The organism is Streptomyces sp. NPDC058685, from assembly GCF_042714725.1.
Lineage (GTDB): Bacteria > Actinomycetota > Actinomycetes > Streptomycetales > Streptomycetaceae > Streptomyces.
This window is the reverse complement of record NZ_JBHXSL010000017.1, coordinates 61180-81691: the sequence shown is the minus strand read 5'-3', so window position 1 is coordinate 81691 and position 20512 is coordinate 61180. Positions and strand designations below refer to the sequence as shown.

Annotated in this window: 17 protein-coding genes; 11 read left to right on the top strand and 6 right to left on the bottom strand. The window is 70.1% G+C overall.

The annotated features are described in order from the left end of the window. Positions 1 to 18: 18 nt before the first annotated feature. Entirely contained in the window at positions 19 to 1575 is a 1557-nt protein-coding gene (locus tag ACFWU3_RS16900; RefSeq protein WP_384437396.1) for a ricin-type beta-trefoil lectin domain protein, read from the bottom strand. Positions 1576 to 1712: 137 nt separating this feature from the next. Here ACFWU3_RS16900 and ACFWU3_RS16895 point away from each other — a divergent pair, with 137 nt between their 5' ends. The 4 genes from ACFWU3_RS16895 to ACFWU3_RS16880 all read left to right on the top strand — a co-directional run bounded on the left by ACFWU3_RS16895 (position 1713) and on the right by ACFWU3_RS16880 (position 7581). Then, positions 1713 to 3107, top strand: coding sequence for a class II fumarate hydratase (locus tag ACFWU3_RS16895; protein WP_384437393.1), 1395 nt, complete (start codon positions 1713 to 1715; stop codon positions 3105 to 3107). A 68-nt stretch (positions 3108 to 3175) separates the two neighbouring features. Next, entirely contained in the window at positions 3176 to 3853 is a 678-nt protein-coding gene (locus tag ACFWU3_RS16890; RefSeq protein WP_384437391.1) for a DUF402 domain-containing protein, read from the top strand. A 309-nt stretch (positions 3854 to 4162) separates the two neighbouring features. Next, positions 4163 to 6013 carry a SpoIIE family protein phosphatase gene (locus ACFWU3_RS16885; RefSeq protein WP_384437388.1) on the top strand — a complete coding sequence of 617 codons (1851 nt, stop codon included), beginning with the start codon at positions 4163 to 4165 and terminating at the stop codon, positions 6011 to 6013. A gap of 86 nt (positions 6014 to 6099) precedes the next feature. Continuing rightward, a complete protein-coding gene (locus tag ACFWU3_RS16880; RefSeq protein WP_384437385.1) occupies positions 6100 to 7581 on the top strand; it encodes a catalase in 1482 nt (493 codons plus the stop codon). Between the two features lie 75 nt (positions 7582 to 7656). Here the strand turns inward: ACFWU3_RS16880 and ACFWU3_RS16875 are convergent, their stop codons facing one another. Then, positions 7657 to 9885: a transglycosylase domain-containing protein gene (locus ACFWU3_RS16875; RefSeq protein ID WP_384437382.1), complete on the bottom strand. Its 2229-nt coding sequence runs from the start codon at positions 9883 to 9885 to the stop codon at positions 7657 to 7659. A gap of 288 nt (positions 9886 to 10173) precedes the next feature. Between ACFWU3_RS16875 and ACFWU3_RS16870 the strand changes: the two genes are divergently transcribed. The 5 genes from ACFWU3_RS16870 (at position 10174) to ACFWU3_RS16850 (ending at position 15121) form a co-directional block, all read left to right on the top strand. Continuing rightward, complete coding sequence (locus ACFWU3_RS16870) at positions 10174 to 11109, top strand: SPFH domain-containing protein (protein WP_384437379.1); 936 nt, start codon at positions 10174 to 10176, stop codon at positions 11107 to 11109. Next, positions 11055 to 11333, top strand: a complete 279-nt coding sequence (locus tag ACFWU3_RS16865; RefSeq protein ID WP_384437376.1) for a hypothetical protein — start codon at positions 11055 to 11057, stop codon at positions 11331 to 11333. Before ACFWU3_RS16870 ends, ACFWU3_RS16865 begins: the two co-directional genes overlap by 55 nt. A 226-nt stretch (positions 11334 to 11559) precedes the next feature. Next, positions 11560 to 12084: a PadR family transcriptional regulator gene (locus tag ACFWU3_RS16860; RefSeq protein ID WP_313944358.1), complete on the top strand. Its 525-nt coding sequence runs from the start codon at positions 11560 to 11562 to the stop codon at positions 12082 to 12084. Then, complete coding sequence (locus ACFWU3_RS16855; RefSeq protein ID WP_384437373.1) at positions 12081 to 12764, top strand: ABC transporter ATP-binding protein; 684 nt, start codon at positions 12081 to 12083, stop codon at positions 12762 to 12764. Before ACFWU3_RS16860 ends, ACFWU3_RS16855 begins: the two co-directional genes overlap by 4 nt. Next, positions 12764 to 15121, top strand: a complete 2358-nt coding sequence (locus tag ACFWU3_RS16850) for an FtsX-like permease family protein (protein ID WP_384437369.1) — start codon at positions 12764 to 12766, stop codon at positions 15119 to 15121. Before ACFWU3_RS16855 ends, ACFWU3_RS16850 begins: the two co-directional genes overlap by 1 nt. On the opposite strand, the gene ACFWU3_RS16845 is transcribed toward ACFWU3_RS16850, so the two are convergent. Beyond that, positions 15122 to 16054, bottom strand: coding sequence for a LysR substrate-binding domain-containing protein (locus ACFWU3_RS16845; protein ID WP_384437366.1), 933 nt, complete (start codon positions 16052 to 16054; stop codon positions 15122 to 15124). It abuts the gene before it with no gap. A 141-nt stretch (positions 16055 to 16195) separates the two neighbouring features. Here ACFWU3_RS16845 and ACFWU3_RS16840 point away from each other — a divergent pair, with 141 nt between their 5' ends. Continuing rightward, positions 16196 to 16750 (top strand): peroxiredoxin, encoded by a 555-nt coding sequence (locus ACFWU3_RS16840; protein ID WP_327680734.1) that lies wholly within the window; start codon positions 16196 to 16198, stop codon positions 16748 to 16750. Between the two features lie 2 nt (positions 16751 to 16752). Continuing rightward, the gene (locus ACFWU3_RS16835; protein WP_384437361.1) at positions 16753 to 17286 is read left to right on the top strand and encodes an alkyl hydroperoxide reductase; all 534 of its coding nucleotides are present in this window, start codon (positions 16753 to 16755) and stop codon (positions 17284 to 17286) included. A 144-nt stretch (positions 17287 to 17430) separates the two neighbouring features. Here ACFWU3_RS16835 and ACFWU3_RS16830 read toward each other — a convergent pair whose 3' ends face one another. From ACFWU3_RS16830 to ACFWU3_RS16820, 3 genes are all read right to left on the bottom strand, one after another. Then, positions 17431 to 18183 (bottom strand): hypothetical protein, encoded by a 753-nt coding sequence (locus ACFWU3_RS16830; RefSeq protein ID WP_384437358.1) that lies wholly within the window; start codon positions 18181 to 18183, stop codon positions 17431 to 17433. Beyond that, positions 18180 to 19520, bottom strand: coding sequence for an AI-2E family transporter (locus ACFWU3_RS16825; RefSeq protein WP_384437355.1), 1341 nt, complete (start codon positions 19518 to 19520; stop codon positions 18180 to 18182). Before ACFWU3_RS16825 ends, ACFWU3_RS16830 begins: the two co-directional genes overlap by 4 nt. 108 nt (positions 19521 to 19628) lie before the next feature. Beyond that, the gene (locus ACFWU3_RS16820) at positions 19629 to 20318 is read right to left on the bottom strand and encodes a transglycosylase SLT domain-containing protein (protein ID WP_384437352.1); all 690 of its coding nucleotides are present in this window, start codon (positions 20316 to 20318) and stop codon (positions 19629 to 19631) included. Between the last annotated feature and the right edge of the window lie 194 nt (positions 20319 to 20512).

Here is a 20512-nt window from a genome sequence, read left to right as displayed (position 1 = left end):
CTCAGATCGGGCCCGCGATCAGCTGAAGCGCTGTGTCGCGGCGCCCGAGCACGGCTGGAGCCGCAGCGGCTCCCGCGCGGCCGCGTGCGTCACACACAGCCCGTGCGCCTCGGCGGGACGCAACGTGCCCGCGGTCCGGACGAAGCGCTGGTTCGCCGCGCCCGAGCAGTCCCACAGGACCAGGGCCGCTCCCGGTGTGTACTGCCCTCGCGGCACGTCCACGCAGCGGTCCTGCGTCAGCTCCGTGAGCAGCGAGCCGCGTGCCCCGTCGAACCACCAGCCCTGGTTGCGGCCGCCGTGGCAGTCCCAGCCGACGACTCCGGAGCCGTTGCGGGTGACCGCGCCCGAGACGTCCGCGCAGGACCCGGTGCCCTCGTTCTTCAGGGGCTTGAAGGCGTCGTCCCAGGCCCCCGCGAACAGGGCCGGGTTCTGCCCCGATGCCGCCGGTGCGCAACTCGCCTCACGCAGACCCGAGGTGTAGAGCTGGGTCAGGCAGGAGGCGAAGGCCGCATGGCCGCGCGCGTTGGGATGGAAGGACTGGCGCACGGAGTTGGAGTCCGGCGGGAAGGGCAGGCTGAGGTCGATGTAGAGGCCCCGTGCCCAGGGCTCCTGCATACAGACCTCGTGGCCGTGGAAGAGCCGGGAGTTGTCGAGATAGACGGCTCCGGTGGAGCGCGCCACCTGGCGCATCCCGCGCTCGAAGGCCGGGACCGCGGTGTTGCGGCCCCACACGGTGTCGGAGTCGTAGCCCATTCCGCCGCACAGCAGCTTGCCCGGGAACTGCGGGTTGTCGCGGAAGTCCGGGCCGATCGGGCTCGGGTAGCCCATGACGACCAGCTGGTAGTCGCCGTCGGCGTACCCGGCGTCGCGCATCACGGTGCGCAGGTCGCGCACGGTCTGCTCGACCTTGGGCACGAGACCGTCGACCCGCGCCTGCCAGCCGGGCGCGTACTTCGGCTCGCAGGGCCCCTGGAAGGTGACGAAGCGGATCACGCAGTCGGTCATCACCGGGCCGAACTGCAGGTCGTCGTTGGCCCCGGCGACCAACAGGACCATCTTGATACGGGTGTTGCGCGCCTTGACGGCCAGATTGTCGCTCTGGACCAGTTCGTCGGCGTGTTGCTTCGAGCCGCCGATCCGGATGTTTCCGGTGCCCGCTCCGGAGCAGGCGACGTTGTACGTGACGTCCGCGGCGATGCCCGTGCGGTGGATGGCGGCCTCGGGCGAGCGATGACACCAGTTGTCGGGGCCGTTGGTGCCCGGCTCGTAGGTGCCGACGCCCTCCCCGGAGATCTCGCTGTCGCCCAGCGATATCAGGCCGGTCCTGCGCTCGTCGAACGGGCGCTCCGCGGGGGTGCCGTACAGCTTGACGGCCTCTGCCGCCCGAATGGCCTCCAGCCCGGGCGGAAGGGGTACGGATGCGGTGGTGCGGGTCTGGTCCGCGGTGGCCGCCGGTGCGGTGACCGCCAGTCCGCCGAGCCCGGCCGCGAGCGCGGCGGTGACCGCGACGGTACGACGGAGTCTGTGCGTGGTGCTGCGCGGGCAGGGGGATCTTCCCCCGAACAGATGCAGCATTGCGCCTCCCCGGTATGTGGTTGCTCCGGGTATTTACTGGCAGGTAGCGCAATGGGGAATAGGCAGAACAAGACAAGTGCTCAACTTTTTCGGGGGTTCGGGACCCGGATGGCAGAGCACCAGGAGGTAGGACACCGATGTCCGACGCGAGCGAGTACCGCATCGAGCACGACTCCATGGGCGAGGTGCGGGTGCCCGCACACGCCAAGTGGCGGGCCCAGACCCAGCGCGCGGTGGAGAACTTCCCCGTGTCGGGGCAGCGGCTCGAACGGTCGCACATCGAGGCCCTGGCCCGGATCAAGGCGGCCGCCGCGCGGGTGAACGCCGAACTCGGCGTCCTGGACAAGGACATGGCGCAGGCCATCGCGGAGGCCGCGGCCGAGGTGGCGGAAGGCCGCTGGGACGAGCACTTCCCCGTCGACGTCTTCCAGACCGGCTCCGGGACCTCGTCCAACATGAACACCAACGAGGTCCTCGCCACCCTCGCCACCGAGCGCCTCGGGCGCCCGGTGCACCCCAACGACCATGTGAACGCCTCGCAGTCGTCCAACGACGTCTTCCCCTCCTCCATCCACATCGCCGCCACCGCCGCCGTGACCCGGGACCTGATCCCGGCCCTGGAGCACCTGGCGGAGGCGCTGGAGCGCAAGGCGGCCGAGTTCGCGGACGTGGTCAAGTCCGGGCGTACGCACCTGATGGACGCCACCCCCGTGACCCTCGGCCAGGAGTTCGGGGGCTACGCCGCGCAGATCCGGTACGGCGTGGAGCGGCTGCTGTCCTCCCTGCCCCGGCTCGCCGAACTCCCCCTCGGCGGTACGGCGGTGGGCACCGGCATCAACACCCCGCCCGGCTTCCCGGCCGCCGTCATCGCCGAGGTGGCCCGTTCCACCGGACTGCCGCTGACCGAGGCCCGCGACCACTTCGAGGCGCAGGGAGCGCGCGACGGCCTGGTGGAGACCTCCGGGCAGCTGCGCACCATCGCCGTCTCGCTCACCAAGATCTGCAACGATCTGCGCTGGATGGCGAGCGGACCGCGCACGGGTCTCGCCGAGATCAGCCTGCCCGATCTCCAGCCCGGCTCCTCGATCATGCCGGGCAAGGTCAACCCGGTGATCCCGGAAGCCGTCCTGATGGTGGCCGCCCAGGTCACCGGCAACGACACCACGGTCGCCGTGGCCGGCGCCGCGGGGAACTTCGAGCTGAACGTGATGCTCCCGGTGATCGCCAAGAACCTGCTGGAGTCGGTCCGGCTGCTCGGCAACGCCGCCCGGCTGCTCGCGGACCGCACGGTCGACGGCGTCACCGCGCATGTCGAGCGCGCCCGCGAGTACGCCGAGTCCTCGCCCTCCGTGGTCACTCCGCTCAACAAGTACATCGGCTACGAGGAGGCGGCGAAGGTCGCCAAGAAGTCGCTCGCGGAACGGAAGACGATCCGTGAGGTCGTGCTCGAATCCGGCTATGTGGAGCGTGGAGCGCTGACCCTGGAGCAGCTCGACGAGGCCCTTGACGTGCTGCGGATGACCCGGCCGTGACGCCGAGGCGCCACACGCCCGCCACCCGCGTCGCGGCGTCGAGCGGGCGGTACTCCTAAGATCTCCTCATGAAAGGCTCGGAACGCATCGAACGCTGGACGCCCGGGGACCACATCCTCTGGCGCTATCGCGGCCATGCCCCGGATCTCTCCGGTCAGGGCGTCCACATCTGCCGCCCGGTGACCGTCGTGCAGGACACCGACGAGGTGCTCGCGGTGTGGCTCGCGCCGGGGACGGAGTGCGTGAAGCCGGTGCTCGCGAACGGCACTCCCGTCCACGAGGAGCCGCTCGCCACCCGCTACACGGCTCCCCGCACGGTCACCCGCGGCCACTGGTTCGGTACCGGGGTGCTGAAACTGGCCAGACCGGGCGAACCGTGGTCGGTCTGGCTGTTCTGGGAGCCGGGCTGGCAGTTCAAGAACTGGTACGTGAACCTCGAGGAACCCCGCACCCGCTGGTCGGGCGGCATCGACTCGGAGGATCACTTCCTGGACATCTCGGTCGATCCCGACCGTAGTTGGCGCTGGCACGACGAGGACGAGTTCGACCAGGCGCAGCGCGTGGGCCTGATCGGCCCGGAGAAGGCCGAGCGGGTGCGCCTCGCGGGTGAGGAGGCCCTGCGGACCGTCCGGGCCTGGGGAGCGCCGTTCTCCGACGGCTGGGAGCACTGGCGCCCCGATCCCGCCTGGCGGGTGCCGGAGCTGCCCGCGGACTGGGCCCGTGCGGCCGTGCAGCTGACGTCCTGAACAGGGCGGAGGTCGCAGGTGCGATGTGACTGACTCCCGTCCAGGAACACGCTCCGGCGCATACGACCTCGTGAGACTCTTGATGCGCCCCCTGGGGGCAAACGTAGGATCGTCGTCCGCAAGGCTGCGCCGTTACCGCAACTGTTGAGCGCAGCACCTGACCTGACCGTAAGTCATCTCGGAAACATCACCAGGGGGTGGAGCTGTGCCGGATGCCTGCCACCCTGTCGACCCCACCCGCAGAGCGGGTATACCGCCTCAAGAGGCGAATGCATCGCACCACCGGCCCGGACGGACGGAAGCCCACGCGTGACGGAGCAGCCCACCTCCCACGAAGGCCGGCAGCCCTTGGCTGCCCGGTCGCAGGAACGCACCCGGCCGCGGGCGGAGGCGACCGGTCCGTCGGCCGTTCCCTCGCCCGGCGGCCCGCCGCAGGATCTGGCGGGCACGGCCCGGCGCGAGGGCGACCGGCTGCGTTTCGTGGGAGCAGCGACCCGGCGGATCGCACGGGGCATCGACCTCGACGAGATCGTCCTCGGGCTCTGCCGGGCGACCGTGCCGACGTTCTCGGACGCGATCCTGGTCTATCTGCGGGACCCGCTGCCGGTCGGTGACGAGCGTCCCGTCTCGCCGTTCGTGTTGCGGCTGCGCCGTACGGACCGGCTGCGTTTAGCAGAAGAGGACGCCGATCTGGGCAGCTCGGGGCCCATCCCCGTGATCGACCCGCACAACGACCTCACACCGGCCGCCGAGCTGTGCGAGGTCCGTTCGGGCGGGGCGCTGTCCGAGGTGCTGCGCGGTGTGCGGCCCGTGTTCGGCGACTCCGCGGCGGCGAGGGCCGCCCTGCCCGAGCTGCTCGGCGCGGACCGGACCGTGCCGAACGGCCATCGGGCGATACTCGCCCCGCTCCGCGGGCGGCGGCGGGTGATCGGTGCTGCCGTCTTCCTGCGCCGGCCGGACCGGCCCGCCTTCGAGCCGAACGACCTGCTCGTCGCCGCGCAGCTGGCGACGCACACAGCGCTCGGCATCGACAAGGCCGTGCTGTACGGGCGCGAGGCGTACATCGCCGACGAGCTCCAGCGCACGATGCTGCCCGACTCGCTGCCCCAGCCGACCGGTGTCCGGCTCGCCTCGCGCTACCTGCCGGCGGCCGAGACGGCCCGCGTCGGCGGTGACTGGTACGACGCGATCCCGCTGCCGGGCAGCCGGGTGGCGCTCGTCGTGGGTGACGTCATGGGGCACTCCATGACATCGGCCGCGATCATGGGACAGCTGCGCACCACGGCACAGACGCTGGCGGGCCTCGATCTGCCGCCGCAGGAAGTGCTGCACCATCTCGACGAGCAGGCCCAGCGGCTCGGCACCGACCGCATGGCGACCTGCATGTACGCGGTGTACGACCCGGTCTCGCACCGCATCACCATCGCGAACGCGGGCCACCCGCCGCCCATCCTGCTGCATCTGGGCGGGCGGGCCGAGGTGCTGCGCGTACCTCCGGGGGCGCCGATCGGCGTCGGCGGGGTCGACTTCGAGGCCGTGGAGCTGGACGCCCCGGCCGGAGCGACGCTGCTGCTGTACACGGACGGCCTGGTCGAGTCCCGGCTGCGGGACGTGTGGACGGGGATCGAGCAGTTGCGGGAGCGGCTGGCCGCCACCGCCCAGCTGACCGGACCGGACCACTCGCCGCCGCTGGAGGCGCTCTGCGACGACGTGCTGGACATGCTCGGCCCGGGCGACCGGGACGACGACATCGCGCTGCTCGCGGCCCGTTTCGACGGGATCGCGCCGAGTGACGTCGCCTACTGGTTCCTGGAGCCGGAGGACGCGGCACCGAGCCGGGCCCGCCGTCTCGCCCGCCGGGCCCTGGCCCGCTGGGGTCTGGAGGAGCTGAGCGACTCGGTGGAGCTGCTGGTCAGCGAGGTCGTGACCAATGCCGTGCGGTACGCGGAGCGGCCGGTGACCCTGCGGCTGCTGCGGACGGACGTCCTGCGCTGCGAGGTCGGGGACGACTCCCCGCAGCTGCCGCGGCAGCGCCGGGCGCGGGACACGGACGAGGGCGGACGAGGGCTGTTCCTGGTGAACCGGCTGGCCAGGCGGTGGGGAGCGACCCGGCTGTCGACCGGCAAGGTCGTCTGGTTCGAGCTGCCCACTCGTACGTAGGCCAAATCTGGACCCTGTCCAAATGTTGCCGACATCGCATCTGCGGAGTTAAGTGGGGCACACGGCCGAAGCGACCACATTCCTCAATGAATGGGAGGACGCTCGTGACCGAGTCATCCCCCGCGACTCCGTACACGACCAACAACGTCGGCATCCCCGTGGAGAGCGACGAGCACTCGCTCACCGTCGGGGCCGACGGCCCGATCCTGCTCCAGGACCACTACCTCATCGAGAAAATGGCCCAGTTCAACCGTGAACGGGTGCCGGAGCGAGTGGTCCACGCCAAGGGATCGGGGGCGTACGGCTTCTTCGAAGTGACCAACGACGTCAGTCAGTTCACCCGGGCGGACATGTTCCAGCCGGGCAAGCGCACCGAGATGCTGGCCCGCTTCTCGACCGTCGCCGGTGAACAGGGCTCGCCCGACACCTGGCGCGACCCCCGCGGGTTCGCGCTGAAGTTCTACACCGAGCACGGCAACTACGACCTGGTCGGAAACAACACGCCGGTCTTCTTCGTCCGGGACACGATCAAGTTCCAGGACTTCATCCGATCCCAGAAGCGCCACCCGGTCACCGGGCTGCGCAACAACGACATGCAGTGGGACTTCTGGACCCTCTCCCCCGAGTCGGCGCACCAGGTGACCTGGCTGATGGGCGACCGGGGCGTGCCCAAGACCTACCGGCACATGAACGGCTACGGTTCGCACACCTTCATGTGGATCAACGCCGGTGGCGAGCGGTTCTGGGTGAAGTACCACTTCAAGACCGACCAGGGCATCGACTATCTGACCCAGGCCGAGGCCGACGAGCTGGCCGGGTCGGACGCTGACAAGCACCGGCGCGATCTGTACGAGTCGATCAAGGCGGGCGACGCGCCCTCGTGGACCCTGAAGGTGCAGGTCATGCCCTTCGACGACGCGCCCGACTACCGCTTCAACCCCTTCGACCTGACCAAGGTGTGGCCGCACGGCGACTACCCCCTGATCGACGTCGGACGGATGACGCTGAACAAGAACCCCGACGACTACTTCATCCACATCGAGCAGGCTGCCTTCGAGCCGTCCAACATGGTGCCGGGCATCGGCCCGTCGCCGGACAAGATGCTGCTCGGCCGGCTGTTCTCCTACCCGGACACGCACCGGTACCGGATCGGCCCGAACTACGCGCAACTGCCGCCCAACCGTCCGCACTCCGGCGTGAACTCCTACGCCAAGGACGGCCCGATGCGGTATGTGCCGTCGAACGCGGCCATGCCGTACGCGCCGAACTCGTACGGCGGTCCCGCCGCCGACTACCAGCGCTTCGGCGACCCCGCCGGCTGGGCCACCGCGGGCGAGATGGTGCGCGAGGCGTACAAGCCGCACCGGGAGGACGACGACTTCGGCCAGGCGGGCACGATGGTCCGTGAGGTGCTCGACGACGCGGCCCGTGAGCGGCTGGCGTCGAACGTCAGCGGCCATCTGCTCGGCGGTGTCACCAAGCCGGTCCAGCAGCGGGCGCTGCAGTACTGGCGCAACATCGACAAGAATCTCGGCGACCGCATCGCCAACCAGGTGAACGGCGGCTGACCGCCTTCGGCGCCGTCCCCCGCACGACCGTGCCCGCGGTACCCGGCATCCGGGTCCGCGGGCACTGTGCTGCCGTCAGGACCTGAGGTTGAGGCCCGGCTCGTCCGGGTGGCCCGGATCACCGTCACCCGGGTCGGGCGGCGGGGTGAAACTCGGCGGACCGGACGGCGACTTGGTCGGCGTCGGCGTCGGGTCACCCGTCGGCGGCTCGGTCTCCGACTCCGTCGGGGTCGGGGTCGGCGTGTCGTCGGGCTTGTCCGTCTCGGACTCCGAGGGCGAGGGGGTCGGCGTGGGCGTCGGTGTGGGGGTGGGTTCGGCCGTCGCCGACTCGTCGACGTCGAGATCGAACTGCGCGTCCGAACCGCCGCCGAGCGCGCCGGTCGTGTACGCCTTCCAGATCTTGGCCGGGACGCCACCGCCGTTGGCGCGGCCCTCGTTGACGGTGTTGGTCAGGGTGACCTGGCCGGTGCCGTCGGACTGCTCGCCGAACAGGCCGACGGCGGTGACGATCTCGGGGGTGTAGCCCACGAACCACGCCGAGCGGTTGTTCTCCGAGGTGCCGGTCTTGCCGGCGGCCTGGTAGTCGCCGGCCGCGTTCACACCCGAACCGCTGCGGACGACGCCCGTCATGGCGGCGGTGACGGTGTCCGCGGCCTCCCGGCTGATGACCTGGGCGCCGACCGGCTCGACCTTGCGCTCGGCCTCGCGGCCCTCGCGCTCGGCCGACTTCACGATCGTCGGCGTGATCTTCTTGCCGTGGGCGTCGAGGCTCGCGTAGACCGCGGCCATGTCCCAGGTGGAGGCGCCCATCGTGCCGAGCGACATCGCCGGCTGCTCGGGCCAGCCGTCGCCGTCCGTCATCCCGAGGTCGAGCGCGGTCTTCTTCACCTTCGGCGGGCCGACGTCGACGATCATCTGCGCGAAGACGGAGTTGATCGAGCTGTTGGTGGCGCGCTGGACGCTGACCTGGCCGTAGTCCTTGTCGTCTTCGTTCTCCGGCGCGAAGGCGACGTCGCTGCCCTCGACCGGGCGCTTGCTGGTGCCGTCGTACCGGGTCTGGAGGCCGATCGTGCGGCCGTCCTGGGTCTCGGAACCGTTCTCCAGGGCCGAGGCGAGAACGACGGGCTTGAAGGTGGACGCCGGCTGGTAGTCGCGGCGCGTGGCGTTGGAGAGCCAGTGCTCGGTGGCACCGACGCCGCCGTAGAGCGCGAGGACCTTGCCGGTCTTCGGGTCGACGGAGGTGGCCCCCGCCTGGACGGTGGCGTCGGCCTTGTCGCCCTTGCGGTCGAGCTTGGCCTCCAGCTGCTTGGCGACCGCCTTCTCCAGGGCCTGCTGGCGCTTGCGGTCGATGTTGAGCGTGATCGTCCAGCCGCCGGCCTTGATCTCCTCCTCGGAGATGCCCATGCGCTCCATCTCGGCCTCGGCGGCGTCGACGAGGTATCCGGTCTGGCCCACCTCCAGGCCGGGAGCGGCCTTGGGGGGCTTGGGCACGGGGAACGTCAGGCCCTGGCGGACCGAGCTCTGAAGCCAGCCCTCCTCGACCATGTTGTCCAGCACGTAGTTCCAGCGCTGGGTGACCAGCTTCTTGCCGGTCTCCGACGCGATCGCCCAGTCGTACTGGTTGGGGGCCTGGAGCAGGGCGGCGAGGTACGCGCCCTGGCTGACGGTCAGCTTCGAGGCGTCGACACCGTAGTAGGCCTGGGCGGCGGCCTGGATGCCGTAGGCGTTGCGGCCGTAGTAGCTGGTGTTGATGTACCCGGCGAGGATCTCGTGCTTGTCCTGCTTCTGGTCCACCTTGAGGGAGATCACCAGCTCCTTGAGCTTGCGCGTGACCGTCTGTTCCTGGCTCAGGTAGTAGTTCTTGACGTACTGCTGCGTGATGGTCGAGCCACCCTGCTTGCCCTTGCCCCGGAGGGTGTTGAGCACACCGCGGGTGGTGCCCTTGAAGTCGATGCCGGAGTCCTTGAAGAACGTCTTGTTCTCCGCGGCGACGAAGGTGTACTGGACGTTCTTCGGGATCTGCTCCAGCGGCACGATCTCGCGGTTGATCTTGCCCGTGCGGGTGATGACCTTGCCGTCGCTGTACTTGTAGACGTTGCTCTGCATCTCGGCCTGGGCGTTGGCCGAGGGCACGGGGACGAGCAGATAGATGATGAAGAACGCACCCAGGACGAGCAGGCAGAAGCCGAGGAAGGTGCCCAGCAGCTTCCTCCAGGTGAAGAAGCGCCGTATGCCCGTCCGCCCGGCTCTGTTCGCCCGGCGCGCTCCGCGCTGCCGGGCCTGTCGCGCTTCCGCTCGACCCATCGCTCGTCCGCTCCGCTCTTCGGTCTCTGTCCGTCGTCGCCCTGGTGCTGGTGGTGGGTGGTGCCTTCCGGGCTCCGGACCGGAAGCAGCTCAGAAAGCTAACACCGGTCACCCAGACAAACGGCTACCGATCCGGTCTTTTCCGGACGTGACAATCAGCACCCCGTCTCATGGAACCGACTCACGAGGGGTGCGGAGGGTTGCGGCAGGCGTTAAAGTGTTATCACTTTGCTAGCCGGTCGGGCTGCGCCCAACAGGGCTGCCCGGCCCGGGAAACGGGGAGCGCACATGTCTGCTGCCGGATCGACGACACCCGACGACGTACCCGAGATGCCGGCCCCACAGGTCCGGGAAGTCCCTGCTCACAGCATCGGCGGCGGTCTCGCCCTGCTCCTCGGCCTGCTCGGGCTCGCGGCCGGGGTCGTGCTCGTGGTCGCCGGCTCCGCGTCCGGCTCGACCGGTCTGAAGGTGGCCCTCATCACGATCGGCGTCATCGTGGCGATCGCGGCGTTCTTCGCGATGTGCGGGCTCAACATGGTGGCGCCGGGCGAGGCGCGGGTCGTCCAGCTCTTCGGGCGCTACCGCGGCACGATCCGCACCGACGGACTGCGCTGGGTCAACCCGCTCACCTCGCGGAGCAAGATCTCGACGCGCGTGCGGAACCACGAGACCGCGGTCCTGAAGGTCAACGACGCCTACGGCAACCCCATCGAGCTGGCGGCCGTGGTGGTCTGGAAGGTCGAGGACACCGCCCAGGCCATGTTCGAGGTCGACGACTTCCTGGAGTTCGTCTCCACCCAGACGGAGGCGGCCGTGCGGCACATCGCAATCGAGTACCCCTACGACGCGCACGACGAGGAGGACCTGTCGCTGCGCGGCAACGCGGAGGAGATCACCGAGAAGCTGGCGGTGGAACTGCGCGCCCGGGTGGACGCGGCGGGTGTGCACATCATCGAGTCCCGCTTCACCCATCTCGCCTACGCGCCCGAGATCGCATCCGCGATGCTCCAGCGCCAGCAGGCGGGTGCGGTGGTCGCCGCACGGCGGCAGATCGTGGACGGCGCGGTCGGCATGGTGGAGGCGGCCCTGGCCCGGCTGACCGAGCAGGAGATCGTGGAGCTGGACCAGGAGCGCAAGGCCGCCATGGTGTCGAACCTGATGGTGGTGCTGTGCGGCGACCGGTCGGTGCAGCCGGTCCTCAACACGGGCACGCTCTACCAGTGACGCCCCCGCCCGAGCGGAAGCAGGTGCTGCTGCGGCTGGACCCGGCGGTGTACGAGGCCCTGGCCCGGTGGGCGTCCGACGAACTGCGCAGCGCGAACGCGCAGATCGAGTTCCTGCTGCGCAGAGCGCTGTCGGACGCGGGCCGGCTGCCGTCCACGACCCGCCCGATCCCGAAGAGGGGCCGCCCGCCGATCGCACGGCCGGAGGAACAGCAGGAGCAGTGACAAAGAACAGCGGACCCGCGCGAGACCGCGCGGGTCCGCTTCTTCCGTGGCACCGGTCTTCCGTGGCACCAGTCTTCCCTGGCCGGTCTTCCGTGGCACCGGGCCCGGCACCTGCCGGCCGACAGCACCGCGCCGGGCCCGATGACCGCTTCACCCACGGGTCCCCCACATGGCTCTACACCCCGGGTATACACACCATGTATACGCCGTGTGTAGAGTGCTCCGCATGTCCATCGGTCACACCCTCCTCGGGCTCCTCGAGTCCGGTCCGCGCCACGGCTACGACCTCAAGCGCGCCTTCGACGAGAAGTTCGGCCACGACAGGCCCCTGCACTACGGGCAGGTCTACTCGACCATGTCCCGGCTCCTGAAGAACGGGCTCGTCGAGGTCGACGGCGTCGAGGCGGGCGGCGGGCCCGAGCGGAAGCGCTACGCCATCACCGACGCCGGGATCACCGACGTCTCACAGTGGCTCGCCGAGCCGGAGAAGCCGGAGCCGTACCTCCAGTCGACCCTCTACACCAAGGTCGTCCTCGCCCTGCTCACCGGCCGCAGTGCGGCCGATCTGCTCGACAGGCAGCGTGCCGAGCATCTGCGGCTGATGCGCGTCCTCACCGACCGCAAGCGCCGCGGCGACCTCGCCGACCAGCTCATCTGCGATCACGCCCTCTTCCACCTCGAAGCCGATCTGCGCTGGCTCGAACTGACCGCCGCCCGGCTCGGGCAGCTCGCGAAGGAGGTCGGCGCATGACCCCGGCCGGCTCCCTGCTCGTGGCCGAGGACCTGCACAAGGCGTACGGCTCGACCCCCGCCCTCGTCGGGGCCTCCTTCTCCATCCACCCCGGCGAGGTCGTCGCCGTGATGGGGCCGTCCGGCTCCGGCAAGTCGACGCTGCTGCACTGTCTGGCCGGGATCGTTCCGCCCGACTCGGGCGCGATCGGCTACGGCGGGCGTGAGCTCACCGACATGTCGGACGCGGAGCGCAGCACACTGCGGCGTACCGAGTTCGGCTTCGTCTTCCAGTTCGGCCAGCTCGTACCGGAGTTGACCTGCCTGGAGAACGTGGCCCTGCCCCTGCGGCTCGGCGGCACCCGGCGCAAGGCCGCGGAGCGCGCCGCGGCGGAGTGGATGGAACGCCTGGAGATCGCCGACGTGAGCGGCAAGCGGCCCGGCGAGGTGTCGGGCGGTCAGGGCCAGCGGGTCGCCGTGGCCCGTGCCCTGGTCACATCGCCGCGCGTGCTGTTCGCCGACGAGCCGACCGGCGCGCTGGACTCGCTGAACGGCGAGCGGGTGATGCAGTTGCTGACCGACTCGGCCCGCGAGGCGAACACGGCGGTCGTCCTCGTCACCCACGAGACCCGGGTCGCCGCCTACTCCGACCGCGAGGTCGTCGTCCGCGACGGCAGGGTCCGCGACATGGCGGGCGTCTGATGAACCGCGGCTCCTCCTGGATACGGGACCTGGCGCTGGGTCTCCGGTTCGCCGTCACCGGCGGGCGGCCCGGCTGGGCCCGTACCGCCCTCACCGCACTGGGCGTCGGTCTCGGCGTCGCCATGCTGCTGTTCGCGGCGTCCGTGCCGGGCCTTCTGCAGACGCGTGACGACCGCGCGATCGCCCGCGCGGTGAGCCTCGACGAGGCGAAGCCGTCGAACAGCTCCTTCCTCTTCAACCGAACCAGCACGCTGTACCGCGGTGACACCGTCAACGGCCTCGTGATCCGTCCCGACGGCGGCGACGCCCCCACACCTCCGGGCCTCACCGAGCTGCCCGCTCCCGGCGAGATGGCCGTCTCCCCCGCGCTGGCCGAACTGCTCGACTCCCCGGGCGGCTCCCTGCTGAAGGACCGCTTGCCGTACAAGGTCGGAGCGACCATCGGCAAGGAAGGTCTGACCGGGCGGGCCGAACTGCTCTACTACGCCGGCAGCCCCGTCGGCCTGGAGACCGGCGCCGAGGGCCGGGCGGACCACTACGGTGACGCGAGCCCCGGCGATCCCCTGAACGCGGTGCTGCTGCTGATCGTCGTGATGATCTGCGTCGCCCTGATCCTGCCCGTCGCCGTGTTCATCGCCACCGCCGTGCGCTTCGGCGGGGAGCAGCGCGACCGCCGGCTGGCCGCTCTGCGTCTGGTGGGTGCGGACCAGGCGATGACCCGTCGCATCGCGGCGGGCGAGTCCCTGGGCGGCGCGCTGCTGGGTCTCGCCACGGGCGCCGCGCTCTTCGCATGGCTGCGGCAGCTCGCCGGTTCGGTGACCGTCTGGGACGTCAACGCCTTCCCCTCCGACATCGTCCCGAGCCTCTGGCTGACGGTACTGATCCTCGTCGCGGTGCCCGCCTCGGCGATCGGTGTCACGCTCTCCGCGCTGCGCCGTGTGTCCATCGAGCCGCTCGGCGTCGTCCGCGACGCGGCTCCGCGGCGGCGCCGACTGTGGTGGCGTCTGCTGCTCCCGGCCGTCGGTGTCGCGCTGCTGCTGCCCCAGTCGGGGAGCATCGGCATGGAGGAGACCGGCATCGCCACGTACCAGATCGCCGCCGGCGCCATGCTGGTGCTGATCGGCACCACCTCACTGCTCCCGTGGCTGGTGGAGGCGGTCGTCGGCCGGCTCAGGGGCGGACCGGTGGCCTGGCAACTGGCCGTACGGAGGCTCCAGTTGAGCAGCGGTACGGCGGCCCGTGCGGTGAGCGGAATCGTCGTCGCGGCGGCGGGGGCCATCGCGCTCCAGATGCTGCTGACCGCCGTGCAGAACGACTTCATGCGACCGACCGGGATGGACTCGGCCCGCGCGCAGCTGGAGACGCGGGTGCCGGCCAGGAACGGCACCCTGGCCCGCGGCATGATCGACGAGTACGCGCGGACCAAGGGCGTCCTCGGCGTGGTCGGGTTCATCGAGGCGGGTGTCGAGCGGCCGGGGCCGCAGCGTGCGGGTGAGGACTTCATCCCCACCACGCAGTTGACCGTCGGCGACTGCCCCTCCCTGAAGGAACTGGCGAAGATCTCCTCGTGCCGGGACGGCGATGTCTTCATCGTCCGGACGCCCGAGGGTCAGGGACCGCCCGACGACTACCTCGCCAAGACCGCTCGGGCGGGCGCCCAGGTCAACCTCCATCCGGAACAGTGGAGCCAGGGGAGGACCACGCGCCCCGCGCCCGCCCTGTGGCGGGTACCGGAGTCGGCCCGCACGGTGGACTCGCGGCCCGATCCGATGGGGGACCTGGCCTTCGGCATCATGGCCACACCGTCGGCCATCGACGTCAAGGCGCTGATGTCTCCCGAGGCCAGGACGATGATCAAGCTCGATCCGGCGGTACCGGACGCGGCCGAGTACGCCCGCAACACGGCCGCCGCCATCGACCCGCTGACCTTCGTCAACACGCTGCAGAACTTCGAGCGCGACAGTCAGTATTCCAGCGTCCGCACCGGGCTGTTCGTCGGCGCGACCGCCACGATGCTGCTGATCGCCGCGTCCATGCTCGTCTCCACGTTGGAGCAACTGCGCGACCGCAAGCGGCTGTTGTCGGTGCTGGTCGCCTTCGGCACCCGGCGGGCCACGCTGAGCTGGTCGGTGCTGTGGCAGACGGCCGTGCCGATCGTGCTGGGTCTGACCCTGGCGACCGGCGGCGGGGTGGGCCTCGGTCTGGTGCTGCTGCGGATGGTGGACAAGCAGGTCGAGGACTGGTGGGTGTTCCTGCCGGTCAACGCCGTCGGCGCCGCGCTGATCCTGCTGGTGACACTCCTCAGCCTGCCCGTGCTGTGGCGCCTGATGCGCCCCGACGGACTGCGTACGGAGTAGTCAGCCGAGAACCCGCACGGGCAGGGAGCGCATCGCGTCCCGCAGCGCCAGGGCGAACTCCTCGAACTCGCCCTGGCGTGCCGCTCCCGAGCGCATCGCCAGGGCGATGCGGCGCGCCGGGGCCGGGTCGGCGAACCAGCCCGTCTGGAGTCCGCCGCGTCCGGTCTCCACGTCGACCGCCGTGCGCGGCAGCAGGGTCACGCCGAGTCCGCCGGCGACCAGCTGCACCAGGGTGGAGAGCCCGGCCGCGGTGGTGGTCACCGGTGTGCCGTCGCGGCGGCCGGCCTCCCGGCAGATGTCGAGGGCCTGGTCGCGCAGACAGTGGCCCTCGTCGAGCAGCAGCAGCGGGAGTTCGCGCAGCGCGTCGCGCGGTATGTCCTGGCGGCCGCCGAGCCAGTGGTCCTCGGGGGTGACGAGAACGAAGTCCTCGTCGAACAGCGGTAGTTCCTCGATGCCGGGCACCCCGAGGGGGACGGCGAGCAGCAACAGGTCGAGGCGGCCCGCCGCCAGCCCCTCCAGCAGCGAGGAGGTCTGCTCCTCGTGGACCTGGAGGTCCAGCGCGGGGTACTTGTCGTGCACCAGGCGCAGGACGTTGGGCAGCAGATAGGGCGCGACGGTGGGGATCACGCCGAGCCGGAGGACTCCGGTGAAGGGCGCCCGTACCGCTTCGGCCTCCTCCATCAGCTCACCGACAGCGTCCAGCACCGCCCGGGTCCGGGCGGCGAGCCGCTCGCCGGCGGACGACAGCAGCACCTTGCGCGTCGTGCGCTCGACGAGCTGGACACCCAGTGCCACCTCCAGAGCGGAGACGGCTCCGGAGAGTGCCGGCTGACTCATCCCGATTGATGCCGCCGCGTCCCGGAAGTGCAGATGCTCGGCCACGGCCGCGAAGGCACGCAGCTGTGCGAGGCTCGGCTGTTTGCCCCTGTTCATGCCACCCACTGATAGCTACCTCCGATCGCGACGACCGAGTCTAGCTATTTCTTTGATCAATGCACTCTGTGCCAGGATCAAGATCCGTCCAACCCCCTGGAACACCCCAAAAGGGAATTCCATGTTTTGCAAGGAGAGCGCGTGCTCACTGTTGGTGACCAGTTCCCCACGTACGAACTCACCTCCTGCGTCTCGCTGGAGACCGGCAAGGAGTTCGAGGTGATCAACCACAAGTCCTACGAGGGCAAGTGGAAGGTCGTCTTCGCGTGGCCCAAGGACTTCACCTTCGTCTGCCCCACCGAGATCGCCGCCTTCGGCAAGCTGAACGACGAGTTCGCCGACCGCGACGCTCAGATCCTCGGCTTCTCCGGTGACTCCGAGTTCGTCCACCACGCCTGGCGCAAGGACCACGCCGACCTGCGTGACCTGCCCTTCCCGATGATGGCCGACTCCAAGCACGAGCTGATGCGCGACCTCGGCATCGAGGGCGAGGACGGCTTCGCCCAGCGCGCCGTCTTCATCGTCGACCCGAACAACGAGATCCAGTTCACGATGGTGACCGCCGGCTCCGTCGGCCGTAACCCCAAGGAGGTCCTGCGGGTGCTCGACGCCCTGCAGACCGACGAGCTGTGCCCCTGCAACTGGAAGTCCGGCGACGAGACCCTCGACCCGGTCAAGCTGCTGGCCGGTGAGTGATCATGGCACTCGATGAGCTCAAGTCCGCACTGCCGGACTACGCCAAGGACCTGAAGCTAAACCTCGGTTCGGTCATCGGCAACAGCGACCTCCCGCAGCAGCAGCTGTGGGGCACCGTGCTGGCCTGCGCGATCGCCTCGCGCTCGCCGAAGGTGCTGCGCGAGCTGGAGCCGGAGGCCCGGGAGAACCTCTCCCCCGAGGCGTACACCGCCGCCAAGTCCGCCGCCGCCGTCATGGCGATGAACAACGTCTTCTACCGGACCCGGCACCTGCTGTCGGACCCGGAGTACGGAACGCTGCGCGCGGGCCTGCGGATGAACGTCATCGGCAACCCGGGCGTGGAGAAGGTCGACTTCGAGCTGTGGTCGCTGGCGGTCTCCGCCGTCAACGGCTGCGGCCAGTGCCTGGACTCGCACGAGCAGGTGCTGCGCAAGGCGGGCGTGGACCGCGAGACGGTCCAGGAAGCCTTCAAGATCGCCGCGGTGATCCAGGCGGTCGGGACGACGCTGGACGCCGAGGCCGTCCTCGCCGAGTAGACGAGCGACGACCGATCCACGCGAAGGGCCTCTGCCGACATCACGCCGGCGGAGGCCCTTCGCGTGGGTCCGGGGGTTTCGGGGGTCCAGGGGGCCGGAAGTCCGGGGGTCCGGGGCTGCCCGCTGTCCGCCCGCTCAGCTCAGCTAGCTCCGGAGCTTCGCCATCAGCGCCCGCATGTCCTCGACCATGAAGGGCCTGATCTCTGACGCGTCGGCCGGGGTGACGTCGGTGTCCGCTCCGGACAGGGCGCCGGGCGACACGGTCATGGTGAGGACGGCCTGCCCGTCCAGCACATGCAGGCCCGGGATGCCGGAACCGCCGGACCGGACGAAGTAGGCGCGCTCGCCCAGCCCTTCGACCCGCTCCATGGCGATCTCGGTGTCACCGAAGAACATGTCCGTGCCCACGTCGGCCTCGAACTCCGGCCCCGGGTCCGTCTTCTTGTGCAGCGCGTACGTGACGAACACCGTCGTCGGCGTGTGCTGGTCCGCCTCCTCCGCGGCGGAGTCCACCAGGTGGATCCAGCAGGTCGCCATGTCCCTGGCCGCGTGCTCGCGCCCGGACGGCCGCGGGGAGTCCACCTTGCCCAGCGTGGTGGACAGCGCCTTCACCTCCGTGTCGAGGCAGAGGTTGCGGCTCTCGCGGTAGGCGCCCATGTCCGGGCCCCGGCTCTCGTGGACGTACAGCACGGCCGCCCACACCGCCGAGGCCACCAGCGCGCCACCGAGAGCCCACCGCCGGGCCTGCGGGGGCGGGCGCCGGAACCACGGCTCGTCCGCCGTCGAGACGGTCTCCCCGGCGGCGTCCCGGTCCCCCGCGCCGTCCCTCCGCTGACCGGGGATCTCCGGTTCGCCGAACGGCTCCTCGTCACCGACCAGTTCCGGCTCGGAGATCACTCCCGCTCCTGCGGTCCGGGCGCGCCTTCGGGAACGGCCACGGCGCCGGGCGCCACCTCGACGATCGTCGCGCCGTGCGGCGGAGGCGCGGCGAGCAGGGCCTGTTCCTGGCTGTACACCCGCAGATAACCGACGACGGTGTTGGTCACGGCCACCAGCGGCACCGCGACCACCGCTCCGCCGATGCCGGCGGTCAGGCCGCCCGCCGCGACCGCGAGGACGACGGCGAGGGGATGCACGCGGACCGCGCGTCCCAGGATGAAGGGCTGCAGTACGTGCCCCTCGATCTGCTGCACGGCCAGGACGACGATCAGCACCATCAGGGCGGTGAACACGCCCTGGGTCACGAGCGCGACGACGACCGCGAGGGCGCCCGAGATGACCGCGCCGACGAGCGGGATGAAGGCGAACAGGAAGATGAACACGGCGAGCGGCACGGCCATCGGGACATCGAGGAAATAGATGCCGATACCGATGAATATCGCGTCGATCAGGGCGACTATCACCGTGCCGCGCACATACGCGGTCAGGGTGCGCCATGCCCGCGGCCCGGCTCCGGCGACTCCTTCGCGGGCCTGCGCCGGGACCAGCTTCAGCGTCCACTGCCAGATGCGCTTCCCGTCGTACAGCAGGAAGAGCGTGGAGAACATCGCCAGCAGGATGCCGGTGAGGATCTCCACCATCACCGTCACGCCCTGAAGGCCGGCGGACGTTATCTCCTCGGTGTTGGTGCCGATCGTGTCGCTGAGGTTCTTGGCGATGTCGTTGATCTGCGACTCGGTGACATGGAAGGGGCTGTCCAGCAGCCAGCGCTTGAGCTCCTCGATGCCGTCCCGGACGCGGTCGGAGAGGTTGTCGAGATTGTCCATGACCTGCCACACCACGAACCAGCCGACCAGGCCCATGATGACGAAGCCGGCGATCGCGGTGACCGCGGTGGCGAGCCCGCGCGGCAGGCCGATCCGGCGCAGCCGGGCCACGGTGGGCTGGAGCATCGCGGTGACGAGCAGCGCCGCGACGAAGGCGAGCACCACCAGCTGGACGGCACTGATGATCCTCATCAACACCCAGAGCGTGCCCGCGAGTACGAGAAGCCGCCAGCCGGCCTCCGCCGCGACCCGCATGCCCCAGGGGATGGCGGAGATGGGGTCGGGCTTGGCCACGACAGCCGGGGCGTACGCGGGCGGCGCCGGTATCCGCTCGGGGCGGGGGGTGGCCACGACGACCTCGTCGGCGAGGTCGTCGGCCACGGCTTCCTTGCGGCGCTCGTCCAGCCGCTGGGACGCACGGGTGATTCCCGCACCCAGCCCCGCGAGCCAGCCTGGCAGTCCTGACATGATCTTCTCTCTTCCCCCCACTGCTCCCCCCGCATTCCGAACGACGGTACACGCACGAAACCCCTCACCGTAGGACGGTGAGGGGCCGCGTGAAGTTGAGCGACGGCTCTAGTACCAGTTGTTGGCCTGCCAGAACGACCACGCGCCGCAGGGGCTGTCGTAGCGCTCGTTCATGTAGTTGAGGCCCCACTTGATCTGGGTGGCCGGGTTGGTCTGCCAGTCGGCGCCGGCCGAGGACATCTTCGAGCCGGGCAGGGCCTGGACGAGACCGTACGCACCGGAGGACGGGTTCTGCGCGCGGTAGTTCCAGGTGGACTCGTGGTCCACGATGTTGCTGAAGCACTGGAACTGGTCGGCGGGGACCATCTGCCGGGCGATCGCCTGAACCTCGGCGACGGAGTAGGAGCCCTTCGCGGAGAAGCTCGAAGCGTCGCGCACGGAGTCGCGGTTGGCCCGCTCTTCCTTCTCGCGCTCGGCCTGCGCCTTCTCCTCGGCGGCTTCCTTCTTCGCCTTGGCGGTCTTCGCCGCCTCGACGCGGGCAGCTTCCTCGGCGGACTTCTTGGCCGTCGCGTCGGCGGCGGCGGCCTGGGCGTCGGCCTGCTCCGCGAGGGAGGAGACCTGAACCTGGGCCTGCTGGCCCATGGGAATGTCTGCGAGGAGAGTCGCGTCGGCGGCCGTCGCCTCGAGCGTGTCGCCCGCGGGCTGGGTGTTGCCCGAGGCAACGCCCACAACAGCTCCGACGGTGGTGACCGCGGTGGCTGACGCCACGGCGAATCCCCGGACCGAGATCCGGCTCACACGGTTTCCTTCCAGCATCGCGCGCATGGGTGACCTCGCGTACGAATCGTGCCCCTGGCGCTGGCCTCCTCACTGCATGGGGTCACAGGAGGCGCTGGCCCGGTGGGCAACTCCCCTGCGGGAGAGCCCATGAAGCTCGCGGGCGGCACACGACGGCAGGTCTTGAGTTGTGTGTTGCGGTGCACCACGGGTGG